General features: G+C 35.1%; 16 protein-coding genes. 2 read left to right on the forward strand and 14 right to left on the reverse strand.

Annotation, left to right across the window (positions count from 1 at the left end; genetic code table 11):
* Positions 1 to 62: 62 nt before the first annotated feature.
* The 3 genes from C8D70_RS02310 to C8D70_RS02320 all read right to left on the reverse strand — a co-directional run bounded on the left by C8D70_RS02310 (position 63) and on the right by C8D70_RS02320 (position 3980).
* The gene (locus tag C8D70_RS02310) at positions 63 to 1946 is read right to left on the reverse strand and encodes a type VI secretion system baseplate subunit TssF (protein ID WP_110366256.1); all 1884 of its coding nucleotides are present in this window, start codon (positions 1944 to 1946) and stop codon (positions 63 to 65) included.
* A gap of 24 nt (positions 1947 to 1970) precedes the next feature.
* Positions 1971 to 2411 carry a GPW/gp25 family protein gene (locus C8D70_RS02315; protein WP_002979175.1) on the reverse strand — a complete coding sequence of 147 codons (441 nt, stop codon included), beginning with the start codon at positions 2409 to 2411 and terminating at the stop codon, positions 1971 to 1973.
* A gap of 156 nt (positions 2412 to 2567) precedes the next feature.
* Positions 2568 to 3980, reverse strand: coding sequence for an APC family permease (locus C8D70_RS02320; RefSeq protein WP_076594603.1), 1413 nt, complete (start codon positions 3978 to 3980; stop codon positions 2568 to 2570).
* A gap of 142 nt (positions 3981 to 4122) precedes the next feature.
* Here C8D70_RS02320 and C8D70_RS02325 point away from each other — a divergent pair, with 142 nt between their 5' ends.
* Entirely contained in the window at positions 4123 to 4620 is a 498-nt protein-coding gene (locus C8D70_RS02325; protein ID WP_076594602.1) for a DUF4920 domain-containing protein, read from the forward strand.
* Between the two features lie 207 nt (positions 4621 to 4827).
* On the opposite strand, the gene C8D70_RS02330 is transcribed toward C8D70_RS02325, so the two are convergent.
* Complete coding sequence (locus C8D70_RS02330; RefSeq protein WP_110366257.1) at positions 4828 to 5937, reverse strand: M14 family zinc carboxypeptidase; 1110 nt, start codon at positions 5935 to 5937, stop codon at positions 4828 to 4830.
* A gap of 969 nt (positions 5938 to 6906) precedes the next feature.
* Between C8D70_RS02330 and C8D70_RS02335 the strand changes: the two genes are divergently transcribed.
* On the forward strand, positions 6907 to 7443 hold the full coding sequence (locus C8D70_RS02335) for a helix-turn-helix transcriptional regulator (protein WP_110366258.1): 537 nt from the start codon (positions 6907 to 6909) through the stop codon (positions 7441 to 7443).
* A gap of 367 nt (positions 7444 to 7810) precedes the next feature.
* Here C8D70_RS02335 and C8D70_RS02340 read toward each other — a convergent pair whose 3' ends face one another.
* The 10 genes from C8D70_RS02340 to C8D70_RS02385 all read right to left on the reverse strand — a co-directional run bounded on the left by C8D70_RS02340 (position 7811) and on the right by C8D70_RS02385 (position 19562).
* Complete coding sequence (locus C8D70_RS02340) at positions 7811 to 8977, reverse strand: proline dehydrogenase family protein (protein ID WP_076594598.1); 1167 nt, start codon at positions 8975 to 8977, stop codon at positions 7811 to 7813.
* Between the two features lie 63 nt (positions 8978 to 9040).
* The gene (locus tag C8D70_RS02345) at positions 9041 to 9970 is read right to left on the reverse strand and encodes a UbiA family prenyltransferase (protein WP_110366259.1); all 930 of its coding nucleotides are present in this window, start codon (positions 9968 to 9970) and stop codon (positions 9041 to 9043) included.
* A 10-nt stretch (positions 9971 to 9980) separates the two neighbouring features.
* Positions 9981 to 10907: a mevalonate kinase gene (locus C8D70_RS02350; protein WP_076594596.1), complete on the reverse strand. Its 927-nt coding sequence runs from the start codon at positions 10905 to 10907 to the stop codon at positions 9981 to 9983.
* 134 nt (positions 10908 to 11041) lie between these two features.
* Entirely contained in the window at positions 11042 to 13201 is a 2160-nt protein-coding gene (locus C8D70_RS02355; RefSeq protein WP_228407959.1) for a M12 family metallo-peptidase, read from the reverse strand.
* A 178-nt stretch (positions 13202 to 13379) separates the two neighbouring features.
* Entirely contained in the window at positions 13380 to 14870 is a 1491-nt protein-coding gene (locus C8D70_RS02360) for an MFS transporter (protein WP_076594595.1), read from the reverse strand.
* A 335-nt stretch (positions 14871 to 15205) separates the two neighbouring features.
* The gene (locus C8D70_RS02365) at positions 15206 to 16384 is read right to left on the reverse strand and encodes an acetyl-CoA C-acyltransferase (RefSeq protein WP_076594594.1); all 1179 of its coding nucleotides are present in this window, start codon (positions 16382 to 16384) and stop codon (positions 15206 to 15208) included.
* Between the two features lie 57 nt (positions 16385 to 16441).
* Complete coding sequence (locus tag C8D70_RS02370; protein WP_136522307.1) at positions 16442 to 16852, reverse strand: hypothetical protein; 411 nt, start codon at positions 16850 to 16852, stop codon at positions 16442 to 16444.
* 2 nt (positions 16853 to 16854) lie between these two features.
* Complete coding sequence (locus C8D70_RS02375; protein ID WP_076594592.1) at positions 16855 to 17259, reverse strand: hypothetical protein; 405 nt, start codon at positions 17257 to 17259, stop codon at positions 16855 to 16857.
* A 298-nt stretch (positions 17260 to 17557) separates the two neighbouring features.
* Entirely contained in the window at positions 17558 to 18940 is a 1383-nt protein-coding gene (locus C8D70_RS02380) for a nucleoside permease (protein ID WP_076594591.1), read from the reverse strand.
* Positions 18941 to 18962: 22 nt separating this feature from the next.
* Positions 18963 to 19562: a bifunctional nuclease family protein gene (locus tag C8D70_RS02385; protein WP_076594590.1), complete on the reverse strand. Its 600-nt coding sequence runs from the start codon at positions 19560 to 19562 to the stop codon at positions 18963 to 18965.
* Positions 19563 to 19707: the final 145 nt, after the last annotated feature.

The raw sequence follows: 19707 nt of genomic DNA on the forward strand, positions 1-19707 counted from the left end.
TTAAAAATGCCGTAGTGGGTACGGCATTTTATATTTTAAATTGATTTTATTTTTAAAATGATTTATATATCCTGAAAATCAACATCTTCATTGTTAATTCTTACAATATATTCAATTCCGTCGATGGCTTTGGCAATAATCTGGTTTCTGATGATATTGGCCATATTTTCCCAATACGCCCTTCCGTAGAAAGAATAATTCTGAGGAATAATTTCTACCTCAACAGTTCTTACAAAACCTTCTTTTGGTTTGTTGCTGATCATGGTGCCTCTTCTTACCCTTACTTCTCTTACCTCATCTTTCAGAATCATGCGGCAGTAATTTTTAACGTCTTCCAAAGAAATGATCTTATCTCTGGTCGTGAGTGCATATTTATAAGCCTGAATACTGTCTGTCCCTTTCTGCTCTTCAGCTCCGCCTAATGTTTCGGTAAGCAACACTACGGTCTGAGATTTCAACTGATTGGAAAGTTCAGTTCCGGGACGCATATGATTGGCAAGCGTACAATGAGTTACCCAGAAAGCAGCATAGGTATGATCTGTTTTTTCAACAGGCTCCATGATCACGTAGTTCAGCTCTTGTCTGATACTCCTTTTGGCATTGTTTACTTTTTGTACCATGGATTTCATTTTATCGGACATTTCGCTTAGAACGCCTTTTACATTGTCTCTGTTCAAAAGGGAAAATGCTGCAATTTCGTCTCTTGTCAGTTCCAGAACATTGGCAATCATATCAACAGCATTTCTGCTGGTGAAGCGTTCCATTCCTCCTTTTCTTACTGTGTATAACCCTTTTTTAAGATCATCAGCCGGAGTGAAAGGGATTTCGGTGTACTTTCTTCCATCACCGTCCTGAACTTCGTCTACGTAAAGGAAGTGTTCCCCTTCATCTGTTACCAAGGGGATATTATTCCCCATGATATCCAGGCTGTACTCTGTTTTTTTCCAGCCTCTGTTGTATACCGGAAAAGCATTCAGAACAAAGGAAAAATTATCCAGGATTTCTGCTGAAAATTGTGGTGGAAACTCAAAAGTAAGCCATAGATATTGTTTACTATCAAGAAATTTTGTGATCTCTTCTTTTCCGGAAAGAAAATCAAGGTTCTGTGGAAGCTGTCCGGGTTCTGAAAACAGACTTTGAGAAATTCCTGTTACTTCAATAAATTTATGGCGATAGATACTTTTAATATCCTCAATCACCTTATTTCTGATGGACTGTTCTTTGAACATCTGCTCGTAACCATCATTTTGGTTTTCTGTAACATAGCTTAATCCTTCTCTTACAAAAAGAGGGTTGCCATTACTTGTTACCGTAATGTATGGCAATAATTTGTATACGAAATCAAGGTGCTCAAAAGCCGTGTTGGAGCAGAATATACTCAGGTATTTTGGAAAGTTTTCACTTATATATTTGCTTACATCTACTCCAATGGTAATTTTTCTGTAATCTTCAGGTTTTCCCTGGAATCTTGCAATAGGAATTTTATTAAATCTGTCATCAATGCTGTAACACGTATTTCCTACAAACATGATGGAAGTGTGAACTTTATTGATTCTTACATTTCCTACAGGAGTAAAAGGAATGTTCAGCTGCTTGTCTGATTCTGATTTTACAGTGGAGGTCATCTGTTTACGGAAGAAAAATTCCGTGTGTTCCAATAAAATTTCGGAAGACTCATAAGGCTGTGTAAAAGCTACAGAATGAGCCGGAATAGGATGTGTATAGATGGACGGTGTAAGCAGTTTTGCCAGTTTTTCCAATATACGGGCATTCACCGTCTGTATTTCATTATTCGCTTTAAAAACTTCTGTACTGAATGCATCTATCAGCAGTTTTACAAAAGGATCTAAAGACTGTGGACTTTTCAATCCCCATACTTTAGTTGCATTTTGCAGCATTCTTGCTTTTACAGATTCTTTGGAATAAATATTCTGATCTAAATTCATAATTTTCTTTCGCTGTTAAAAATATTAATCAATAGACATCGGGCTTAGAAACAATTCTGTGGAAAAACTAAAACGCTCTCCTGTTTCTTCCATTTTTGCATTGATGGCAATTCTTACTTTCTTTTTAATTTCGGTGTGTTCTTTAGTATCATAACTGTGCTCTACAAACTGTATGTGAGCATCAATCTGCGGGTTTACGATTCTTGGTTCATATTCCTGAATCTGTCTCCTTAAGCTTTTGATAAAAACGCTTTCCCAGATGGCACTTGTGACTCCATTATCGAATTCGAGATTCCAGACATCGTTTCCATAGTTTTCATCATATCTGTTTTCCCCTTTTTTGGTGGTGATCAGCAGCATAATATTGTGGGCAATACTTTCCCCCATATCGCAGGTATCGATACTTCCGCCTTCAGTCATTAAAGTAGACGGCACGAAAGGCATTCTGTAATTTGGTGTATCCATAACTTTTAGTTTTTACTTCATGGTATCCGTTTATTTAAAAACGGAATACCAAAATACACATTTTCGCCCAATAATAATGGTAATACTTTAAAATTTTATTCAAAATAAAGGGCCTTCAAACTGAATTGAAAGCCCTTAATCTGATCTATTTTTATTTTAAGTATTTGCTTTTTTTCTATTGATAAAATAGTATACCGGAAGTCCCAGCAACACCAAAACAAAGCCGGGCCATGTATACTGCTGTTTATAAATAAGCAATAGAATACAGAAACAAGTTCCGATTACAAGGTAAATAACAGGTGTTACCGGATAAAGCCATGTCTTATAAGGTCTTTCCAGTTCCGGCTGTTTCATTCTTAAATAGATAACTCCAAAAACCGTAATCATATAAAACAGAACGATCACGAAAGAAATCATATCCAATAAGTTTCCGTACTGTCCGCTTAAACATAGAATAGAAGCCCAGACTCCCTGCATCCAAAGTGCATTTTCAGGAACTTCATTTTTATTATTTTTTTCTGCAGATTTAAAGAACATTCCGTCTTTTGCCATGGTCTGAAAAACTCTTGCTCCTGCCAGAATCAATCCGTTATTACACCCAAATGTGGAGATCATAACCAGTAAAGCAATAATAATGGTTCCGGCACTTCCAAAAATATTCTGAGAGGCAGCAACTGCTACCCTGTCGTTGGCAGCAAATGCAATTCCGTCTCTGTCTAATGCATTTAAGTAGACGTAGTTTACTGCTATATAAAGGATCATTACGGCAGAAGTTCCGAAAATCATTGATTTTACTACATTTTTTTTAGGATTTTCAATCTCTCCTGAAACAAATGTTACACTTTCCCAGGCTACAGAACTGAAAACAGAACCTACCATTGCAGCAGCAATTCCGCCTAACAGAGTCATTCCTCCTATGGGTTCCCAGCCTTCTTTAAGGAAATTACCACTCAAATCTTTTTTAAGGTTATTGAAAGAATCTGTTCCCCAGCTGAAGTTTTCTGCTAAATGAGAAATGTCTACCAATATAAAACCGGCAGCTATCAAACCCAATAATGCAATAATTTTGGAACCTGTAAAAATATTCTGAAGAATTTTACCGCTTTCCACTCCTCTGGTGTTGATATAGGTAAGCAAAACAATGACGGCAATCGCCAGAATCTGTATCCATGTAATTTTAAATTCACCACTCTGGAAAATAGGTGCAGCATCATTTAATGAGGGAATCAGGTAGGCCGTAAATTTTCCAAAAGCCATTGCTACGGCAGCAATTGTTCCGGTTTGTATTACGGTAAACAATCCCCATCCGTAAAGGAATCCCATTCTTTTACCGAAGATCTCTTTCAGGTAAGTATATTGTCCTCCGGCTTTCGGAAAAAGTGCAGACAGTTCTCCATAGCTTATGGCAGCAGCTACGGTCATCACTCCTGTAATTACCCATACGATAATCACCCAAAATCCTGATCCCAGGTTTCGCATCATATCAGCACTTACAATAAAGATCCCGCTTCCGATCATAGATCCCATCACAAGCATGATGGCATCCCATAGTTTCAGTTTTTTTTGCATAGTCAAGTATAGGGATCAAATATAATCAAATCTGCCTTTCATTTTCAATTTTGTTAAAAATTCATCAAAACACCTGTTTTTTATCATTTTTTATTCCTTTATGATTCAATTTTAATTAGTATTTTTGAGAAAAATATTAAACATGAAATTTAAAGTTTTATTATTTTCAGCCGCTTTAACAGGTTCTTCGCTAGCATTTGCCCAATCCGGACCTCCGGAAGGGAAAGCATTGGTAGGTGATACTTATGGCAGTCAAGTAACTTCATCAGCTGAATCCAAAGCGATCACCGTAGATAAATTGAATAAGCAGCTTAAAAAAGATAACAAAAAAGTTGAAAATGTATCTATTAAAGGAAAAGTGACTGACGTATGTGACAAAAAAGGCTGCTGGCTTACCATCCAGACCGAAGATAATTCTAAGTTTTTTGTAAAAATGAAAGATTATGCTTTCTTTGTACCTACAGCGTTAAAAGGAAAAAATGTAGTATTGGATGGGAATGCAGAAAGAAAAGTAATTTCTGTAAATGAGCAGAAACATTATGCAGAAGATGCTAAACAATCCCAGTCTGAAATTGATGCTATCACTGAACCAAAAGAGGAAATCAGATTTGTAGCGAACGGAATTAAAGTGGTTAACTAATCTTTAGAGGAATTCACATTCTAAAATTAAGTTTTGGCTAAAGCCGGTTGAATATTCATTAAATTAAATGGGCTAAAGCCCATTCCTATTGAATAACATTATAAATGAGTGGACAGCCATTTGAATTTTGGAAATTAGTTATAAAAAAATTTCGGCAGCCCTCAAGGGCTGCCGAAGCTTTTGTATGAGGAGATTATTTAAAATCTTTTAATCTTCAATTGTAAATTCTACCACAGAATCCAGTTTCGGATATTTAGTGACAGAAATAAATTTCTTTCCGGTACAGTCTATTTCCAGCCAGCCTTTCTTTTGTTTTACATCTCCTGCTTCCATTACAAAAGGAATAAATGAGATCTCACTTTTCCCCTCTTCTTTGATCTCCCTGTACTGAACTGCAATATCCAGAATACATTCATGCTCTGTATTCAGCTTTACATTTCTGTAAATAATATCATAATGCGTTTCCTTGTTTTCAGGAATTTCAAGATAAGTTTCCCATCCTGTACTATCAGAGTTCAGTTCACTGATTGCTTTCAGTGCATAATAAAGAGCAATTGTATAATATTTTCTTGTTCCTGTTCTCGTATAATCATCTACAAAATGTCCGCCTTCAAATAAAATCGTTGGCATTCCTGATTTAATAAAGTTATCTCCGGTAGAAGTAGGATAAAATTCATCAGAATATCTTCCGATCTGGTTGGGAATCATTTCTTTTAAATGGTTATAAACACTTCCGATTACTGCCATACATTTTTTTCTGTTTTCGGTAACGGTACGTTCTACATTTTCGGAAGGAGCTAAAAAGGAAAGTGTAGCAGGATGAATTCCATCAGTAGTAAATATGGTTCTCTGCTCATGAAGGTTTAAAGCGTAATCATATTTTTTGGAAGCAGCTGCTTTTTTCAGGAATTTAATCTCTTTACTTGCTTCATTATGAAAGTCTCTGTTCAGATCAATATCGGCTGCATTCAGTCTGGTCCATTTTTCAGATCCGTCCGGATTCAGCATGAAGATGAAATCAAGTGTTATCTTACTGAATAAGTCTTCTTTCATTTTGGGAGCTTTATCAAGGCTTACCAAAAGATCAAGCATAGCATGAGTGGCGTTGGATTCATTTCCGTGCATTTGTGACCATGCTAATACGTGAATGTTTCCGGTACCAATGCTTAACTGATAAATAGGTTTATCTAAATAGGATGTTCCGATCTCCTGAATATAATCGCTGAGATTGGTCTGTAGATAGGAAAATAATTTTTCAGGGGAAATATAGCGATTTGAGAAATCGGGGTTTTGAGAATAGATCTGTTCAAAATTCATTTTAGGAATAGTTTACAAAAATCAAATTTAGCCATTTTTAGCCAAAAACATAAATTAACATTTGTAAATACTATTAAAAACCACGAATTTACATTTGACAAATATTTTAATTGCGATTTACAAACATTTATTATTTCCATTTTTAAACTTAATAAGTGTGTTAACACTTGTAACATTATCAAACAGTACATAATGACATTTTGTCTGTGGATAAAATTGTGGATTGCGAATAATTTAATAACTAACAAATAAGATGTTAAAAGTCAACGATTTATAAGATTTATATAAATAGTAATTCTAACAATACTTGAAGTGCGAAAAATGCTGTTTAAAGGCATTTGAGTGTTATTTTATTAAACATTAAAATTGTGGAAAACCAGGTTGTTTAGTAATGTATACATATGTAAAATGAGTAAAAAACAAGATGCCCTTCAGAAAATTATTCAAATAACACTTTTTTTAAGAGCCTTAATCTTACAAAAAATTAGTTGCTTAATAGGAAGGCGTTTTCCTTTAAATTGAGCTTAATAGGGGCTTAAAATAGTGCATTTACATCGGTAATTTACAAAACTGTCATCAAACATAATAAGTTCTATGTGTATTTTCATGAAGATTTTAATATAAACCTACTCTCTGGAGTAGGTTTAGTAGTTTAATAATGTAAATCGCATTTTTATAGAGATCTAACGGTCAAAATATCATGCAATAAAGCATTAATTTACAATTTTAAACTAATATTTAAGTAAAATAATGATTCGTTACTCCATCAAAGATGGTTACAGAAATATACTGAATAAGATTATCATATTAAATAAATACAATTGTAATTAAAGTATAATCTATTGATTTGAAAACAATTAAATTAAAGTTACAAATGTATACAGATGATATTTTCATTTATTTACATTTGTGTTTTGCATTTGTAAATTATTAGAGTTACATTTGTAAAATAATTAAAGGCTTATTTTTATGAGTTTAAATGAAAGAATTTCCAAAATTATAGAGTATTCTCGTCTTACTCCTTCCGAGTTTGCTGATGAGATTGATGTGCAGCGTTCATCCATTTCACATATCACATCAGGAAGAAACAAACCGTCTCTTGAATTTATCATAAAAATAAAATCCCGTTTCCCTGAACTTCTATGGGACTGGCTGGTTACCGGTGAAGGTGAAATGTTGAAATCTCAACTGCCCGAATCAGAAATTAGCGAAGAGAATACTGAAGAAGAGAAAATAAAAACGACTCCACTACCCGATCTTTTTACCATGATGAAAGATGACGATGAATTTGGAAGTGATGAAACGGAAACAGAGGCTCCAAAATCAAGTCCCGGAGAATCGTTTATACCCGCCAAGGATAAAGCTCAGGAAAAAATATCGGATTCTCAGCGATTAGAAAATTCCGGCGATCATATATTAGGCCAACTATTTGGTAATCAGCAAAATAAAATAAAACGTATCGTTCTCTTCTACGAAAATGGAAAATTCGAAAGTTTTGAGCCTTAAAAAAAACCTGACCAAAGAAAATGATCAGGTTAAAAAATATTTGAAGAAGAAAACTAAAGCTATTGCTTTATTTTATTTTTAAAATTTACCTATAATAAAGTTGATTCGTGTACTGGAAAGGTTCTGCCATAAGACAGAAGCATAATAGTAAATGAGGATATAGTTATACGTTTTTTTATGACTCTATCAAATATAAATATTTAAAATAAAATCAGCAATAAAAATTAAATTATTTTAAAATATAATTAATTCATAAGATGATTACCCTGATTATTATCAATTGACCATACAATTCAGCCCCTTTAATTGCCATAAAAAAAGACCTGCAAAACTGCAGGTCTAATTAAATGTATTAAGAACAATATTATTATTTCTTTCTTCTTTCCAATTCTTTTTTGATCAGTCCAAGCTCTCTTCCGGTTTGTCCGGCTACAGAGGTATTTTCCTGAGCTCTTCTTGTTAAATAAGGGACAACATCCTTTACAGGTCCGTATGGAAGATATTTAGCCACATTATAGCCTTTATCTGACAGATAGAAAGTAATATTATCACTCATTCCGTAAAGCTGTCCGAAATATACATGAGGATTACCGCTTTCCAGAGATTTTGCTTTCATTTTATCCATAATCAGCTCAGAAGAGATTTCGTTATGAGTTCCAAAGAATGCTGAAACCTTATCCAAATGATCCATCACGAAATCGATTCCTGCATTATAATTTTTATCTGACGCTTCTTTGGTTGGCTGAATCGGATCTGCATATCCTTTTTCTGCTGCTCTGGCTCTTTCTTTTTCCATGTAAGCACCACGTACGATCTTGTAACCAATAAAGTAATTCTTCTCTCTTGCTCTCTGAAGATGAGCTTCCATATATTCCAGTCTTCCGGTTCTGTACATCTGGATGGTATTCCAGACGATAGGTTTCTGCTGGTTATATTTCTCCATCATCTCTTCACAAAGGTGGTCTGCTGCATCCTGCATCCAGGTTTCTTCAGCATCTACCATTACTTTTTTATCATGCTCATGGCAAAGACTGCATACTTCATCAAATCTTTTTACCACTCTTTCCCATTCTTCTTTCTGGCTGGTAGTAAGCTCAGCCCCTTTTCCAACAGCTTCATAAAGATCAATTCTTCCAAAAGCAGTAGGCTTAAACACAATAAAGGGAATCGCCGGATTTCCTACTGAGAATCTTACAATGTCCTTGATTTCTTTGCAAACCGCATCAAAAGTTTCTTCATCTTCTTTTCCTTCAATGGAATAATCAAAAATACTTCCAACTCCTCTTTTGAACAGCTGCTTCACCACTTTCATACTTTCTTCACGGGTTTCACCACCACAGAACTGTGCAAATAAGGTATTTTTTACAATTCCGGTAACGAAAGGGAAATTGTTGTGTACTGTGAAATTCAGAACAGATGTTCCAAGGCTGGTAAGAGCTGGTTGTTCAATCATTTTAAACATCCAGTAAGCCTTTCTCAATTGTGCATCAGACTTGTCTGCAAATGCAATTTTAGTATCATTAAAAATGGGCATTCCTATTTATTAAATTTAGTTATGCAAAGGTAATAATAACCTCAGTTTATTTAAAGATTTTTTTTACAATTTATGCTCTATTCCATTTAACAGCATGGCAATGATTCCGACAAAAACCCAGAACCTTAATACATTCAATGTGAGAAAGTTGCTTCTTCTTGAAGCTTTTAAAAGGAGATAAATACATACAATCATGACAAAAAGCCCTCCGGCAAAATAATAAGCCATGAACCCGGTGATGCCGGTTTTTGTAATAATCTTCATTGAAACTGCCATAGTAACTATCAATAAAGATGTCAGAATGATTTTTGTATTTCTGCTTTTAAAATAATTAGGAATAGTAGTATATCCGAAAGCCTTATCTACACTCCTGGTAAGAGTATCTTTCACAATATCAATACAGAGCAGGATAAGAAAGAGAAAGACAGCCATCAGGAAAACCTTTTTGGAAAAGGTTTCGTAGTACACCATCATTCCAAAGAACGGATACAAAGTGAGACTGACAAATGTAAGATTATTCAGGATCAATATTCTGCTCAGTTTATGGCTGTAAAACCACATAAAGAACTGATAAACTACAAAAAAAGCAAATACATTATGAGAAATCATCCAGGCTATGCCTAAAGAAATAGCACTGAGCGCCAGATAGGCATAAAGAAAATATTTCTGTTTGATAAAGCTCTGAACCCGTGTTCTGAAAGGTTTTACTACATGATCTTTCTCCAGATCGTAAAATTGGTTGATAATACCGCCTGCCAGAATAGTAAGAACGGTACAAAAAATAATACCGTGTACTTTAAAATCGAAAACAAATTTTCTGAAAGATTCATCCTGGTTGAACAGGAAAAAAGTAGAAACATAGAGAGCAAACGTCAGGAGAGCTGCTACAAAAAAACGTGCTCCGAGGAGAAAGCCCACGAATTGTGAAAATCTGTAAAATAGAGATTTTGATAAATAGTTTTTAGATTGGAAAGGTTCTTTTTCAGAATTCATTCCAATCTGTTTAAAATCTGTAAATCACTTCTTTTTGGAAGCCGTCAAGCATTTTTTCAGCTTTTGCATAATCTTTGGTAAATCCTAAGATATAGCCGCCTCCACCGCTACCACACAGTTTCAGATAATAAGCATTGGAATCCAGCCCTTTTTTCCAGATATTAAATATACTTTCAGGGATCATAGGACGGAAATGTTCATAAGCCCAGTGAGAAAGCTTCTTAAGATTTCTGAAGAATGGATTCATGTCCTTTTTAAGGAAAGATTCGATACATGCGTTGTTGTAACGGATGAACTCCTCTTTCAGGGTTTTTCGGAAACCTTCTGTTTTCATTTTTTCAAAGAAAATCTGAATCATAGGTCCTGTTTCGCCGGTCATTCCGGAATCAATCAGGAAAATAGCTCCTTTTCCTTCTTCTCCTTCCGGAATATTTACCCTGTCTAAATTTTCTTTATTTTCGATAAGAATTGGCAGATTCATATAACAGATCAATGGATCCATTCCTGAACTTTTTCCATGGAAATAGCTTTCCATTTCCCCAAAAACAGCTTTTAATTTTTTAAGATTATCTTTTGAAATGTTTTCAGGATTCAGCTTACTGATTGAATATTTTTCAAAAATAGCAGCGACTAAGGCTCCTGAACTTCCCACTCCATATCCCTGAGGAATATTGGAATCAAAGAAAAGTCCGTTTGAAATATCTTTTTTAAAGCTATCAATATCCAGCTTAAAGTTATCGGAAAGATCAAGTGCTGTAAGAAATTCAGAATACTTCTGCAGATGTCTGTTGGAATTAAGTTCAAAATCAGAACTCAAATCTGAAAATTTCAAAGTTCCTTTATAGAAGCTGTAAGGTACAACAAGCCCCTGGGAATCTTCAATCATTCCGTATTCTCCAAACAGGATTATTTTTGCATAAAATAAAGGGTTGGTCATATTGACAATAAATCTTTTTGCAAAGTTAAAAATTATTCCTCTGAATATAAGCAAAACTCAGGCCGAATTTTTTCTATATAAAGATACGAAAAAAGCCTGATAAAATCAGGCTTTTGCAAAGATTCGTCCTATAATTACTGTTTGATCAGCTTTTTATTGATGGTTTGTTTTTCTGTTTCCACGGTGATAACATAGTTTCCTGTCTGAATTGAGGAAAGATTTATTTCCTGTTTATTTCCTTTAAGAGAAGAATCAGAAATGATCAACCTCCCTGCTTCATCATAAATCTTATATCCTCTTAATCTTTCTTTTGAAGACACCGTTATCATATTTTTGGCAGGATTCGGATAAATGTCTATTGAATTATTTGGGTGATTGATATCTTCTACGGCTAAAACGCTGCAAGAGAAATTTACATTCCATCCATTTCCTGTAACGCCTCCATCTGAAACAAATTTTACTGTTATTGCTCCTGAAGGATCTGTAGATGTGAACGGACCTGGTATAGTATTTCCACTCAAATTATTTCCATTGGCAAACAATGGTGAAGCCGTAGAAGCCCCATTATACACATACATATAATCATAGCCTTGTTCAAGATCGAATGCAGTAAACGTCATTGTTAAAGAGGAACCGGACGCTGGATAGAATGTTTTTACTAATTCTTCATTATCTCCATATTGACCTGCTGAGCCTCCTGTGTCCAAGAATTGAACTCCGTCACACCATGCTCCATCAGTTAAAAACAATTTTGATAGCTGGAATGCATTAGGGCCGCTGCAATTTGTGCCTGCATTTAGTCTGTAATAAGTGGCAGGCTGAAGGTTTGTAAAATTAAAAGAAGGTGTATTGGTACTTCCGGAAGATACGAGCGCTCCGTTACTTGTAGTTAATTTATATTTCCATGATGATGAACTTACGTCTGTAAAATTTGCATTTGCAGAGTTCTGTGTGATATTGGTAATTGTAAAATTGGTAATTGATGCAGGGCATGATGCTATGCAATTGGTACCAAGACATCCTTTTGAATCCACGGTATTTCTGATCAATGTTCCAGGCTGCACACCAAAGCCATTTGCGAAATTAATTCCTACGCTGCTTACCAGATGGCAGTAACTCATAATGGTACCACCACCTGCCGGAGGAAGAGCTGCGGTACATCCTTCATTATTTCCTGAAGCTGGTCCACAGCCATCAATAGCTGTATTATTTCCATTCCAGAAACAGGCGTGAGTATGTGGTGAACCTAAATTATGCCCGAGTTCATGGGTCATAGCTTCTATATTCCATGAGTAAGTGGGGACATTTTGATAATTAAAATTCGTACCGCAATAAGAATATCTGTAATCGGTACATAATGAATTTACATATGCGATACTTGTTGTGGCAGGGTTTCTTAATAATTGTGCCAAATCACCATTAAAAGTGGTTCTGGTGGTTCTAAACTGGTTCAGAATTGTGCCGGGTGATCCTGTATAAGGATCGGTGGTAGTCCAGACAAAAACTTCACTTAATGCTACATTAACATTCTCATTGGCATAAAGTGTTGAAACATTATTATGCATAGCGGTAACCCAGTTGGTGGTAGTGGTAGTGTTACTCCCATTTTGGGTATAAGGACCATAACCTGCTTCATAGTAGATCCTTACGCAATTATCTGTTTTTTTGTTAGTATTATCCGGTGTAAAGACAGGTCTCTGAACCTGATTTTCTTTCAGCCCGTCTACATCACAGGCAAACGGATTAGATCCTGTTAACTTAGAATCTGAATAGCTTACAAAATCTTCAGAATTTTTAGCTTTTCCTACCACTATATTTCCTGACTCAGGGGTGGAAGCAACTCCAACAATGTCGTTATTGAAAAAGCTAAAGGCTGCGATAGAAGCATTATCTCCTTTTACTATTCCCTGATAATAAACTCCAGGCGTATATTCTACGGTTGTTCCTTTATCTGTAATTACTTTAAAATCGCTGGTTAAGATCTGATGTCTGTACATTTCAACAATGATCTGTCTCCCATCATCAAAAGGAAAAGAAATTTCAATAAAATCAGGTTTATCTTTGATTAATCTTTTTAATTCTGCAGATTTTAAAGACATTACAGTGATGTCTGTTGCTGCTTTTTTGTATTCGGCTGTTTTATCTGCAGATTTATTCGTTTCAAATAAGTCATACGTTTTAAATTCTGATTTTCGATTATGAAATTCTAAAACTTTTTGAGCGACCGGTTTTAAATTCTGAGAAAAACTCAGCACAAAACACTGCAAAAAACAAATTAATAGAAAATTTTTCATGATTTTGATAATTTTATCATTTTTACAAATAAACAAAAAAAATCAACACATAGTGAAAAACAACCGCTATATTCTAATATTTATACTAATTATATAACAAAATTCAACCAAAAAGCTTAATAAATGTTTTTTATTCTTTAAAATAAAAAAAAGACGTTAAAAATAACGTCTTTCAATTTTATAATGTTTCTCTGTCTTTTCTCATTTTAACCTTCAGGAATCTGATTAAAATCAATCCTGCGGCAAAGAATATGGTCATAGACAATGCTGCAATACGCATATTATTGAAATGCTCGATCAATGTTGCAAAGATAAATGTTCCGATAATAATGGCAATTTTCTCCAATACATCATAGAAACTGAAGTAAGTAGTATTCTCCATTGAGTTCTCCGGAAGTAATTTTGAATAAGTAGATCTGGACATTGCCTGAAGACCACCCATTACCAAACCTACTACTGCAGCCACTCCATAAAACTGGTATTCAACGGTCGGGTTTTCTTTATTCAGGAAATAAGCCCAAAGACAAGCCACAATCCAAAGGATGATGGCAATTGAAATAACATTTTTATTACCAATTCTCTTGGATAATCTTGAGAAAATAACGGCTCCGATGATCGCTTCGATCTGAATCACCAAAAGGGTTCCTATCAGTTTATCCTGAGCAAGATTGATCTCACTCTTTCCGAATAAAGTTGCCATAAGGAAAATTGTCTGCATTCCTACACTGTAAAAGAAGAAACTTGACAGGAAGAATTTCAGGTTTTTATCTTTAAAAAGCTCTCCTCCTACTTTAAAGAGTTCGTGAAAACTTTCTTTTGCAATATCTTTATAGAAGCTCAGATTATCTTTAAATACCTCAAAAAAGCCACCCTGTTCTTCATGTCTTTTGAAGATATTCTTATAGTTCAAAAGCACTAAATCTTTAGGAAGTTTATCTTTCACATCTCCAAACTGAGGAAGGTGCTTGAATGTATATTGAGAAAAACCGAACCACCACGCTCCTGTTAACAGGAAACTGATTCTTGTAAACAGTAACTGCTGAGCTGCCCCTTTGGCAAAAACCTGAATCAATACCAAACAGATTACCACTAAAACTACAGAACCGATATATCCATAAACATACCCTCTTGCAGAAAGAGCATCCTGTCTGTCCGGTGTGGCAATATCCGGAAGGAAAGAGTTGTAAAACACCAAACTTCCCCAGAAACCGACACTGGCTGTAATACTGAATAAAAGCCCCAGAAATACGTTATGCATTCCCGTAAACATGGCCAATCCCATACAAGATGTTGCTCCAAGATAACAGAAAAACTGCAGGAAAGACTTTTTATTTCCAATGGTATCTGCTAATGAAGATAAAAATGGAGAAAGTAATACTACAACAAAGAATGATATGGTAAGGGAATATCCATACACTGCATCCGGCTGATATTCTTCTCCGAAAATTCTGATCATATGCCTTACCGGAACATCAATCCATGTTTTGGTTTCTGCCACATATTCTTTTTTCTCGTAAGCAGTGGTAAGGATAGAGTAATAAATAGGAAAAATAGTAGAGGTAATAACCAGGGAGTAAACAGAATTTGCCCAGTCATATACAGCCCAGGCTTTCATAATTTTCGGATTATTCTTTATGTTTTTAGGCTGTCGATTCTCAGTTTCAGACATTTCAAATATATATTAGTAGCACAAAAATAGAAAAACTACGGAATATTCTACGGTTTTTAATATTATTTTGAAAATAATAATTGTAAGGCATTGAAATCAATCATCAAAGTTTTAATATAATTTATACTTTCTCATATTAGAGTATATGTGTTGTAAGGTTTGAAACTTTCTCATTCATATCAGTAAATCAGCTGATCGGATATACAATCGAAAGGTTAATGTATAGTAATGTAGGACTGTCAGATAATTTTATCCTATTCTGTAACTAAAAATCGGGGTTAAAAGACCCCGATTTTTATATCTTAAACCACAAAATATGGTTATATCCTTATCAATTATAAGTTTTCAATTACGATAGCAGAAGCTCCACCGCCTCCGTTGCAGATTGCTGCTGCACCATATTTACCATTGTTTTGCTTCAATACATTGATCAATGTAACAATGATTCTAGAACCTGAACTTCCCAGTGGATGTCCTAATGCTACAGCACCTCCGTTTACGTTTACTTTAGCGGCATCTAATCCTAAGATTTTGTTGTTAGCTAGCCCTACCACAGAGAAAGCTTCATTGAATTCGAAGAAATCAATATCCGAAACTTCTAATCCTGCCTTTTTAAGAGCGATAGGTAATGCTTTTGCCGGAGCAGTAGTAAAGTTTTCAGGCTCATGGGCTGCATCAGCGTAAGAAACGATTTTTGCAAGAGGTTTCAATCCAAGTTCTTCCATTTTTTCTTTAGAAACAAGGATCAGTGCAGAAGCACCGTCGTTCAGAGTAGATGCGTTTGCTGCTGTTACTGTTCCTTCTTCTTTTTTGAATACCGTAGGAAGTGTTGAAATTCTGTCGAAGTTTACTGCTTTATATTCTTCATCTTCAGCAAAAATTACAGGCTCTCCTTTTCTCTGAGGAATAGAAACCGGTACAATTTCTTCGTTGAATTTACCTTCGCTCCAAGCTTTTGCTGATCTTTTGTAAGATTCTACTGCGAAGTTATCCTGATCTTCTCTTGTAATATTATAGTCTGCGGCGCATTTTTCTGCGCATACTCCCATATGTACTTTGTTGTATACGTCTGTAAGACCGTCAAGTACCATTCCGTCAAGCATTTTGATATCACCTAATTTTGTAGCTACTCTTGCATTGTAATAATGAGGAACTAAAGACATATTCTCCATACCTCCTGCAACAATTACATCAGCATCACCAGCTTTGATCGCCTGAGCCGCCATTGTTACAGCTTTCATTCCTGAAGCACAAACTTTATTTACGGTAGTAGATGGTGTATTGATTGAAAGACCTGCTCCTAAAGCCACCTGACGAGCCGGCGCCTGGCCTTCTCCTGCCTGAAGAACATTTCCCATATAGATTTCCTGAACAGTATTAGGATCTAAACCGATTTTATCTAATGCACCTTTTACGGCAGTTGCTCCAAGTTTTGTAGCCGGAACTGTTGATAAGCTTCCCATAAAACTCCCCATAGGTGTTCTTACTGCGGAAACAATGAATACTTCTTTCATGTATATAATTTTTATTTAGCTAAAACGGAATAAAGATTCCATTTTTATAGTTAGAATTTATTTCACTTTTATGTATACCAGATCGAATTGAGTCCCCTCAATTTTGGAATTCACTTTCAGAAGATTATCCTGAGTGGCTACTATTTTATTATTGAAGACATCCCCTATCTGTGCTGGGTCATTTTTATCGGATTTCTCTATCACAATTGCTTTATAATTGCAGTCATCCACAAAAACCAATGTCGATTTAATATAATCTTTTCCATTATTGAAATATTCGGTTTGAACATTATCTTTAATGGTCATATACCATATTGCTTCCGGATATTTAGGTCTTAAAAACTTCCCTTCTTTTATGTTAGTACATTTAGGAGGATTATCCGGTTTTTTCTGTTCTGTTGACTGGGCATACGTCTGTGCGGCCGTCATCAACAAAATTCCTGCTGAAAATATTTTTAAGAAGTTCATATTTATATTTGTGTTCTATTATTTACTTTTTTACTTCCACCTGCAAAAACCATCAGAAAAGCCCCTAAAAACTCTACAGCCCAACCCCATTTCAATGTAACAATTCCGGCAAAAGTCTCCTGCCAGGATTTGAAGGGCAAAAAGCTAAAGTATTGCAGCGATTGCATTTTCACAGCAACCAGGGTAAATCCGAATAAAAGAATAAGCAGAATACCAAAAAATCTAACGATTTTAGCACTGTTATTTACAATTCCAAAAACTGCACAAGCGGAAAAGATCCAGCAGGTAATAGCCAGATAATGATCAAGCTTCCAATAGTTCCAGCTCCCTATTACAGGCACGTGTACCAGGGGTAAAAAGCTGCCTGCAATTACTAACAGTAATCCTAATAACTGAATATTTTTCATATTTACTAAAGTGCCAAAATACAAAAAAAAACACACTTTTAAAGAGTGTGTTTTAAAAATACAATTTCACTACACAAACGCTCATTAGTCATAAAAAAAGATCACTATTGTTATTCATTAGATAAAGAAATAATTTATTTATTACAGAATTAAAAATCACCGCTTACAATTTCAATACCGATATGAATCCATATTTTTCTTCAGCAAAGCTTTAATTATATACAAGGATATGAAAATAAAAAAATTGCATTTTTGAAAAAAAATGCAATTTAATATCTTAATAAATTATAAGTTTCAATTAGTGTTTCACTGATGAAACATCTTCCGGGTTATGTTTATGCTTAAACAGTACGGCAAAGAACACCGCCAGTATTAACGCATATATTGCAAAAGAAAGCCATATCTGCTGCCAGTCTTTTACCATCACCACAGAGGAAAGAGTTCCATCTGTATTCACTGCTGCGTTGAAGCTTTTCTTTAAAATGTTCAGGAAAGTAGGATTATCAGGGGTTGTCTGAAGATAAGCAGAAAGATCTGAAGCTGTAGAAAACTTGTGGGTAAAGAACTTATCAATAGCCCATCCAGCGGCATAACTTCCGAAAACCGCTCCAAAACCGTTAGTCATCATCATGAATAATCCCTGAGCTGAAGAACGTATCTTTTTATCGGTAGTCGTTTCCACGAAAAGGGATCCTGAGATATTAAAGAAATCGAAAGCCATTCCGTACACAATACATGAAAGAATGATCAGTGAAAGTCCAAACCCGTCCGGTACCCCATAAGCAAAGAATCCGAATCTTAATACCCAGGCCAGCATCGATATCAACATTACTTTCTTAATTCCGAATTTCTTCAGAAAGAAAGGAATTGCCAAAATAAACAGGGTTTCTGAAACCTGTGAGATGGACATAATAATGGTAGATCTTTTTACTACAAATGAGTCTGCATATTTAGGAAAATGGGCAAATTCACTTAAAAATACGTCTCCATATGCATTGGTAAGTTGAAGTGCAGCTCCCAAAAGCATTGAAAACATAAAGAATAATGCCATTTTGTAGCTTCCAAAAAGCTTAAATGCATTCAAGCCTAACTGCTCGGATAATGGTGAGTTTTTGTCAATCAGTTTTTGTGGTGGACATTTAGGAAGAGTAAGGGCATAAATTCCTAAGAAAATTGCTACAACACCTCCGATATAAAACTGACCTTCTGTTTCTTTATTCCCGCTAAGGTTTGTGATCCACATGGCAACAATAAAACCAATAGTTCCCCATACACGAATCGGTGGAAAGTCTTTCACCACATCCAGATTGTTATTTTTCAGGATTGTATAAGAAATTGAATTAGCAAGTGCAATGGTAGGCATATAGAAGCACATGGCCATAAGCATTACTGAAAAGAAGGAATTCGGGTCTGCAGAATGAGGTAAAATAAAAAGAATAACCCCATAAAGAATGTGTAATACTGAAAATATGCGCTCCGCATTTACCCAGCGGTCAGCAATAATTCCGGTAATGGTTGGCATAAAGATAGAAGCAATTCCCATTGTTCCGAACACAGCTCCAAACTGAGTTCCATCCCAATGTTTTGTGCCAAACCAGAAGTTTGCCATCGTAATCAGCCAAGCTCCCCAAACGAAAAACTGGAGAAAACTGAGGATGGTCAGTCGTAATTTTAAATTCATAGTTTATATAAAAAGTATCTCTTTAATCAATTTTCTTTTTCCTCCTCTTGATTTCTTCCTGGATTTCAAGGGCGGTATCATAGTCTTCTTCTTTAACAGCTTCGTCTAATAATTTCTGAAGCTCTTCCATAGAAATAGATTTTAAGTTATCTTCTGTCTGTACTGTTTCTGAGAATGATTGCTCTTCTTTTGAAACATCTTCCAGTTCCAATAAAATTCCGGCTTCATTTAAAACCTGCTGAGTTGTAAATATTGGCGCGTCAAATCTTACGGCCATGGCAACAGCATCAGAAGTTCTGGCATCAAGGATCAGTTCTTCTTCGGTTACTTTATTTTTAAAGTTGATATTGGAGAAGAAAACTCCGTCTACAATCTGATAGATAATGACAGAAATAAGCTCATAATTGGCAGAAACTATAAATTTTGTAAATAAATCATGAGTAAGAGGACGCGGTGGATGAATATCTTTTTCCAAACCGAGAGAGATAGACTGGGCTTCGAAATTTCCTATAACAACAGGTAATTTTATGTGTGTTTCTTCATGTTCCAATAACAATGCATAAGCCCCCGACTGGGTCTGGCTGTACGATATTCCGCGAATAATTAGCTGCTTATAATCCATAGCTACAAATATAGATTAATTTTTTATTGTGTTTTCACTTTTTTACGCAAAAATAAAAGCCCGGAAAGCCGAGCTTTTATCTGTATAGTTGATGATTGTCAAACGTCAATAGTGAATTTTGCTTCGCAAGTGAATTATTTAATTA

Origin of the sequence: Chryseobacterium sp. CBTAP 102 (assembly GCF_003201365.1) — a bacterium.
GTDB lineage: Bacteria > Bacteroidota > Bacteroidia > Flavobacteriales > Weeksellaceae > Chryseobacterium > Chryseobacterium candidae.